This window comes from Saccharopolyspora elongata (assembly GCF_004348985.1).
GTDB lineage: Bacteria > Actinomycetota > Actinomycetes > Mycobacteriales > Pseudonocardiaceae > Saccharopolyspora > Saccharopolyspora elongata.
Genome location: NZ_SMKW01000066.1, coordinates 45,249 through 52,926, shown reverse-complemented (window position 1 = coordinate 52,926; position 7,678 = coordinate 45,249). Strand labels below are relative to the sequence as shown.

The following is a 7,678-nucleotide window of genomic DNA, read 5'->3' as shown; positions in this document are numbered from 1 at the left end:
GACCGGTGGTTCACGGCGGGGCCCGCCGCCCGCCAAGCCCTCGGCTCGCGGCAGGCCCCGCCGTGAACCACCGGTCGTACCGCCCGCCTCACCACCAGTACGCAAACTCGCCGCGCAACTCGGCGTCGACCTCACGACGGTGCACGGCACCGGACATGGCGGAGCCATCACCCGCACCGACATCGAAACAGCCGCGCGGCAGGGAGCTGAGCCGCATCCGCGGGCAATCGGCTCGGCACCCGCGTCACCGGCACCGGCGCGCCAGCGGATCTCCCCCTACGCCCGTCGGCTGGCCACCGAACTCGGTGTCGACCCCACCCGGCTGACCGGCTCCGGCACCGACAGTTCCATCCGCGCCTGGGACGTCCACGCCGCACGACAAACGCCGCCCCCAACACAGGCACCCACAACGACCGAGCGCCGCCCGGAGAGCATGCGGCAGGCCATCGCCGCCCTGATGTCGAGGTCCAAACGAGAAATCCCGCACTACTATCTCACCAGCACCATCGACATCGCCGCCGCCACGGAATGGCTGCACGACCTGAACCGCCACTCAGCCGTTGCCGACCGCATCGTGCCCGCCGCGCTCCTGCTCAAGGCAAGCGCCCTCGCCGCACGCGACGTGCCCGATCTCAACGGCCACTGGATCGGCGACCACTTCACCCCTGCGGATTCCGTCCACCTCGGCGTCGCCGTGTCGCTGCACGGCGGCGGGGTGCTCACCCCCACCATCCCCGACGCCGCCCAACTACCGCTGATCGAACTCATGCACAGCCTGCGCGAACTGGTCACCCGTGCCCGCACCTCGCGCCTGCGTTCCTCGGACACCACACCGGCCACGATCACCGTGACCAACCTCGGTGATCTCGGCGTCGACTCCGTCCAGGGCGTGATCTACCCGCCGCAGGTGGCGCTGGTCGGTTTCGGCGCGGTCATGCGCCGTCCCTGGGCGGTAGGGGATCTCATCGGGATCCGCCCGCTGGTCACCGCGACGCTCTCCGGTGACCACCGAGCCAGCGACGGCGCCACCGGTGCCCGCTTCCTCACCTCCGTCAACGCCTTCCTGCAACGACCGGAGGAGCTGTGATGACACCGCCGATCACGCCCGAAGCCGCCCGCGACCTCGTCCGCAACGCGTTGTTGAAAGCCATTCCCGACGGCGAACTCGATAGACTCGACGACCGCGAGGACTTTCGCGACGCACTCGAACTGGACTCCCTGGACTTCCTCACCTTCGTCGAACACCTCAGCAACACCAGCGGAATCCGCATCGATGATGAGGACTACGACCGCCTCACCACGATTCAGTCCTCAGTGGACTACCTCACCTCCAGGGGCTAGCCGGCGCCGACGGCTTCCGCTACCGGACTCGGTCAGGTTCGCCACAGTGTTCGGAGATCACGTTGCGAGCTCGGTGTTCCAGTTCAACAGCGGCATCCCAGTCCACGCCAGCCGGATGTATCGGTTCGCCCACGGTCACGTGGACAACGCCGCAATGGACGAAGCGGTGGCTGCCGGGCTGGAGGATGGAACGCGTGCCATGAATCGCGACCGGGACGACCGGTCGCCCAGCACCTGCGGCGATCACGAAAGCTCCCATGTGGAACGGGCGCAGCCCCGGAAGCGGCGACAGCCCACCTTCCGGGAACAGGACGAGCCGCCGCCCTGCCCGGGCCGCGACGGTCAGGCGGCGGGTGTCGGCCACGCCCTGCTCGCGGTCGGCACGCTGCACGAACACGGTCCCCACACGCCGCAGCAAGAACCCGAGCACCGGCTTGGTGGCGAGGACTTCACCCGCGACGAACGTGTACTGACCGGGCAGGGCTGCCATCAGTGCGATGCCATCGAGGTAACTGGGGTGGTTGACGACGACCACACAGGCCGGGGTTCGCGAGAGTTGCTCGGCGTTGGCCACGATCAGGCGCGTGCCCGTGAGAAGGGCCAGGCTTCGAGCGGCCCGGCGGGCGACTGCCGGTGCGCGGCTGGGCAGCAGCGCTGCCGCCAGCACAGTCGGAACACCGACCCCGACGAGCAGGCACCAGCACCACGCATCGAAGACCATGCCGCCGACAAGCCGCCCGATCCAGCGCAGGTAGCTCCCTGCTGCCGTGGCCGCGAATCCAGCTCTCAACCACAGTGGACGGTACCGCTCGCCTGTCATTCCCCGCTCGTAGGACTCGCGACTCGCGGCGCGGCGGATCTTGCCGCTCGAAGTCTTCGGTATGGCCCCAGGCGGAGCGAGAACGACATCATCGGGTGCTGCCCCGAGAAGGTCGATCGTGATCGTCCCGATGCGGTCGTGCAGTGCGGCGAGAGCGGCTGTGTCGATTTGGCGGGTCTCGGCGAGCACGACGAGCTGCTCGGTGTCGCCGGTTCGCCGGCCGGTGCTGGCGAACACGGCGACGCAGCCCTTGCGGATGCCGGGTAGGTCACCGACGGCGGCTTCGAGCTCTTCGGGATGCAGATTGCGCCCCGCCCGGATGATGAGGTCCTTGGCCCGGCCTGTGACGTAGAGCTCACCTGCGTCGAGATACCCGAGATCACCGGTGTCCAGCCACCCGCGTCGGACCAGGGCCTGGGTCGCCCGCGGATTGCGGAAGTAGCCCGTGGTCACCGACGAGCCCCGGAACTCGATCCTGCCCTCGCGCCGGTCACCGAGCGCGTTGCCCGCCGTGTCTGCGACCCGGATCTCGTGGCCGGGCAGCGGCACACCGCAGGAGACGAATCGCAGCGGATCGGGATCGCCGGCGGCGGCCCGCAGCGCCCGGCCAGAGCGCACGAACTCCTCGCGGATGACTCGATCCACGACCGGGCCGCGCCCCATCGGTGGGAAGGTCAGGCCCACGCACGATTCGGCGAGCCCGTAGACCGGGGTCAGCGCCCGCGGGTCGAACCCGTAGGGCCGGAACCGCTCGGCGAACCTGGTCAGGGTGTCCGCGTGCACTGGTTCGGCGCCGTTGAACGCCACTCGCCACGAGCTGAGATCCAGGCCCTCGATCTCGGGAGCTCCGATCTTCCGCAGGCACAGCTCATAGGCGAAATTCGGTCCTGCGGACAGGGTTCCCCGGTGAGTGTGGATGGCCTGCAGCCATCGAGCAGGCCGAGCCAGGAAGGTCGACGGCGGCATCACCACCAGTGGCAGTCCGAAGTAGAGGCTGGACAGCCACGCCCCGATCAGCCCCATGTCGTGGTAAAGCGGCAGCCAGCTGATGAACACGTCGGCGGTCGAAACATGAGCGACCTGGGCCATCGCCCGGATGTTGGACAGCAGGTTGGCGTGGGTGAGCACCACGCCTTTGGGGTTGCCGGTGCTGCCCGAGGTGTATTGCAGCAACGCCACGTCGGTGGCATCCCGGCCGACCGCGCCCACCTCACCGCAGTCGGTGAGCTCAGCGGGCGTGAGGACATGCCGCATCGACGCGACCTGGCCCTGCACCAGCCGCCCCAGCCGCGCAGCCCCGGGATCGGTGACCAGCAGCCGTGCTCGGGCGTTGTTGAGGATGCCCACCTGCCGGCGCAGGTGGTCGGCCAGCTGCGACGGCCGCGTCGGTGGGTAGATCGGCACGGGTACCCCGCCGGCCAGCAGCACCCCGGTGAAGCCGGCGAAGTAGTCCCGACCTGTCGGCAGCATGAGCGCCACCGCATCACCGAGCCGGAGATCTCGCGCCAGCAATCCCGCAGCCACCCGAGCGGCACTGCGTTGCAGATCGCGATAGCTGACCACCTCCTGGGCCTCGTCGTGGAGAATCCGCACGTGCTGCCGATCCGGGTGGACACGGGCGTGCCAGGCCAGCGCTTCAGTCAAGGTGGCGATCGTGTCGGGAATCCGCTCAGCATGCGGCGGCACTGCATACCGGCCCTCGAACAGCCGGTGGGCACCTGTGCATGGCGCACTCCTGATGGCCGCAAGGAGATCGCGAGGCGTCTCGATAGTGCCGAGCGTGCCCGCCTGCAGGCTGACACCGAAGGCCTCCTCGACACGCGGCAGAAGCTCAGCGAGTGCCAGGCTATCGAGCCCGAGATCACGCTCGAAACCACTGTCCAACGCCGCGGCTGCGGCGGCGTCAGCGCAGCGACGCTCCGCCACAAGCTCACGGACCACGGTCAGCAATAACGCCACATCATTTGGGCGGTACTCCCGGTTCGGCTGCACTCATCGACGTCCTTCTCACAGCATTCACGCATCGCCGGCGGAGCCCGCAACTCATCCAACGTGCCCCTCCCCGCCCGTGGTGAGAAGAGGCCGTTGGGCCCTAGATGGCCGCAATCAGATCTCGTGACACTTGCCTACGGCCTTCGGCCCGCTCGGTCCACGAGCAGCCAGCTTCCAGAAGCACCGCAAAGGACACACCTGCGGGGAGGCAGAGGATGCGCCAGGAAAAGCCGCAACGCCACGGCCGTCATGACGACGATGAGCCAACCGATCCAACACCCACCGGTCAGGATCGGCGGGACAAGCTCGAGGACAACACGGAAGCAATGCTGGACGAGATCGACGACGTCCTGGAGGAGAACGCCGCGGAATTCGTACGCTCATACATACAAAAGGGCGGCGAGTAAGATCGCCCGCCGCGCACGGGGCTCGGCGATGGCAGCGAGCTACCGCATCGGGCGGGTAGCTGTTGGGGCGATGCGGGCCACCGCGAACCACCACAGTGGACTCGTCAGTGGGCTCCGCAGTGGTGTCCTCACCGCTTGGTCGTGATGCCGCCAGCCTCCCCGTCGCCGGCGCGGAAGGTGAACCGCATCTTCCCAATCCAGATCTCGTCACCGTCGGCCAGCTCCGCCGACTCCACCGAACGCCGGTTGACGTAGGTGCCGTTGAGGGATCCGCCGTCCACCAGGACGCACCGGCCGTCGTGCACCGCCAGTTCGGCGTGGTACCGGGACACGGTCACATCGTCGATCACGATGTCGCAGTCGCGGTGCCGCCCGACCAACGTCAGCGCCGCGCTGATCGCGAACTCGGCCCCCGCGGCAGGCCCGCGACTGACCACCAACCGCATGCCACCCACCGATTCGCGCGGCTCCGGGATGAGCTCGTGCAACGGCACCGCGGCAAGCAGGTCTTGCCGGGACCGCGTCGCCCTGTCCAGAGCAGCCCCGTGCAACGGCGCCGCAACAACGCCAACCTGGTCCATCAGCTGTTCTCCTCGCCAACGATCAAACCGGGCGCATTCCCCGGATCCGCTTTCAGCATGCGGGCCGTTGGCAGCCCTCTGAGCAGGTCCTTCGTCACTCGGTCACGGTGCTTTGCGTCACTCGGCTCAGGTGTGGTTGCGCGCCGCGCGGGGTAGGCCTGACCGCGGGGGTATGCCGGTCATGTCCGAACCACGCTCAGCGCAGCAGCACGCCGCACACGGCCTTCGGCCTTGGTTCGAGCCGACCCTCCTCGCGGTCACGACGAGTGCGCTGCTGATCGGCGTCATCGCCTGGGCGGTGGGCGCTACCGGGACGGCGGATGCGGCGTGGATGGCCGGAACCGCGGTCGCCATCGTGCCTGCGCTGGCGTGGATGGCTCTCGCGTTGTGGCGCGGCCGCACCGGGGTCGATCTCATCGCCGTGCTCTCGCTCGGCGGCACCCTCGCGGTTCACGAGTACCTCGCCGGATCGCTGATCGCGGTCATGCTGGCCTCCGGGCAGGCGCTGGACTCCGCAGCGCAGTGCCGGGCCTCCCACGACCTGCGTGCGTTGCTGGAACACGCGCCCCGCTTCGCACATCGGTACACAGGTGATGCGCTCGAAACGGTTGCCGTGGACCAGGTGCGCGCCGGCGACCTGCTGCTGGTGAGCCCCGGCGAGGTCGTGCCGGTGGACGGCTGGGTCGGCGGCGGTGCCGCGGTCCTCGACGAGGCGGTGCTGACCGGCGAGTCCGTCCACGTCGAGCGGGGCGCCGGAGAGCCCGTACGCAGCGGCGGCGTCAACGCGGGCCCAGCCTTCGACCTGCGGGTCAGTGCCACCGCCGAAGAGAGCACGTACGCCGGGATCGTGCGGTTGGCGCGGCAGGCCGGTGCAGAGCGGGCACCCGTCGTCCGGCTCGCCGACAGGTACGCGGCGTGGTTCCTGCCCCTGGCCCTGCTCCTGGCCGGCACCGCCTGGCTGATCACGGGCTCCGCGGTGGGCGCAGTCGCCGTGTTGGTGGTCGCCACGCCCTGCCCGCTGCTGCTGGCGGTCCCGGTGGCCGTCGTGTCCGGCATGTCCCGCGCTTCCCGGGTCGGGGTGATCATCCGCGACGGCACGGCATTGGAGAACCTCGGCCACGCCACCACCGGGATCATGGACAAGACCGGCACCTTGACTGCAGGGCGCCCAACCGTCGTCGATGTCATCGCCGCCCCGGCGGTCGACCCGGAGGAGGTGCTCCGGCTGGCCGCCTCGCTGGACCAAGCGTCCCCGCACATCCTCGCCGAAGCCATCGTCGCGCACGCTCGCCGACAGCAGCTCACGCTCACCCCACCCCGCGACGCGTCGGAACAGCCCGGGCGCGGAATGACGGGCATCGTCGACGGCAGGCGCGTCGAAGTCGGCAAGCTCGCGCTGCCCGAAAGCAGGCCGCGCTGGACCGACGCCGTGCTGAACCGAGCCATGCTCGACGCCGCCGCCATCGCCTGGGTCAGCTGCGAAGGCGAACTCCGGGGCGCCGTGCTGCTGCGCGATCCGCTGCGCCGGGACGCCCCCAGGACCCTCAGACGGTTGCGGAAAGCCGGGCTGCGCCGCCTGGTCATGCTCACCGGCGACCGCGCCGAACCCGCCCGGGAAGTCGCCACGGTGCTGGGACTGGACTGGGTGCACGCGGAACAGACCCCCGCGGAGAAGGTCGCGCGCGTCCGCGATGAAAGCGAAACGGCGACCACCATCATGGTCGGCGACGGCGTCAACGACGCCCCCGCCCTGGCTGCGGCGACGGTCGGGATCGCGATGGGCGCACGCGGTGCGACCGCGTCATCGGAGGCCGCCGATGTCGTTCTCACCTCGGACCGGCTCGACCGGGTCGCCGACGCCATGAGCATCGCCCGCAGAGCGCGCGGTATCGCCGTGCAAAGCGCCGCCGTCGGCATGGGCCTGTCGATTATCGCCATGGGCGTTGCCGCCGTTGGCTGGCTGCCACCGGCGGCCGGCGCCTTGCTGCAGGAAGGCATCGACGTCGCGGTCATCGTCAACGCATTACGTGCGCTGCGCGGGAGTCACCGCGGCGAGCTCGCCGTGCCGCACTCCACGGAGGACCTGCTGCACCGCTTCGCATCCGAACAGGAGAAGCTCCGCGAAACCCTGCACCTGATCCGCGACACCGCAGACCTCGTCTCCGAAGCCCCCGGTTCGACGAAAGCTCTTGCCGCGCTGAGCCAGACGAGAGCGTTCCTGGACCAGCGGCTCGTCCCGCATGAACGAGCCGAGGAGACCCAGCTCTACCCCGCCATCGCCGCCGCCCTGGGCGGCTCCGAAGCGACCGCGACGATGAGTCGCATGCACGCCGAGATCGACCGGCTCAGCAGGAGGATCGGCGCTCACCTGAAGTTGGCGGAATCCCACGACCGCATCGGAGACGACCAGATCGAAGACCTTCTCGCCACCCTGTACGGCTTGCACGCCGTGCTACGCCTGCACTTCACCCAGGAAGAGGAGAACTACTTCGCGCTCGCAGACACCGACCGCGATTCCTGAGGTCCCGCAGCGCCAC

General features: G+C 69.3%; 6 protein-coding genes and 1 pseudogene. 4 read left to right on the top strand and 3 right to left on the bottom strand.

From position 1 onward, the window contains the following. Nucleotides 1–1,087, top strand: a 1,087-nt coding sequence (locus tag E1288_RS34635) for a 2-oxo acid dehydrogenase subunit E2 (RefSeq protein WP_132492834.1), incomplete at its 5' end; no start/stop codon positions are given. After that, nucleotides 1,087–1,341, top strand: coding sequence for an acyl carrier protein (locus tag E1288_RS34630; protein ID WP_132492832.1), 255 nt, complete (start codon nucleotides 1,087–1,089; stop codon nucleotides 1,339–1,341). The genes E1288_RS34635 and E1288_RS34630, both read left to right, overlap by 1 nt. A 19-nt stretch (nucleotides 1,342–1,360) precedes the next feature. Here the strand turns inward: E1288_RS34630 and E1288_RS34625 are convergent, their stop codons facing one another. After that, the gene (locus tag E1288_RS34625) at nucleotides 1,361–3,754 is read right to left on the bottom strand and encodes an AMP-binding protein (protein ID WP_235884019.1); all 2,394 of its coding nucleotides are present in this window, start codon (nucleotides 3,752–3,754) and stop codon (nucleotides 1,361–1,363) included. Nucleotides 3,755–3,958: 204 nt separating this feature from the next. Beyond that, a pseudogene (locus tag E1288_RS50550) lies at nucleotides 3,959–4,087 on the bottom strand (phosphopantetheine-binding protein); the annotation flags it as partial. Nucleotides 4,088–4,257: 170 nt separating this feature from the next. Here E1288_RS50550 and E1288_RS49950 point away from each other — a divergent pair. Further along, nucleotides 4,258–4,560, top strand: coding sequence for a ubiquitin-like protein Pup (locus E1288_RS49950; protein ID WP_132492828.1), 303 nt, complete (start codon nucleotides 4,258–4,260; stop codon nucleotides 4,558–4,560). Between the two features lie 128 nt (nucleotides 4,561–4,688). Here E1288_RS49950 and E1288_RS34615 read toward each other — a convergent pair whose 3' ends face one another. Beyond that, the gene (locus tag E1288_RS34615) at nucleotides 4,689–5,141 is read right to left on the bottom strand and encodes an FHA domain-containing protein (protein ID WP_132492826.1); all 453 of its coding nucleotides are present in this window, start codon (nucleotides 5,139–5,141) and stop codon (nucleotides 4,689–4,691) included. 181 nt (nucleotides 5,142–5,322) lie between these two features. Between E1288_RS34615 and E1288_RS34610 the strand changes: the two genes are divergently transcribed. Beyond that, a complete protein-coding gene (locus tag E1288_RS34610) occupies nucleotides 5,323–7,662 on the top strand; it encodes a heavy metal translocating P-type ATPase (protein ID WP_132492824.1) in 2,340 nt (779 codons plus the stop codon). The last annotated feature ends 16 nt before the right edge of the window (nucleotides 7,663–7,678 follow it).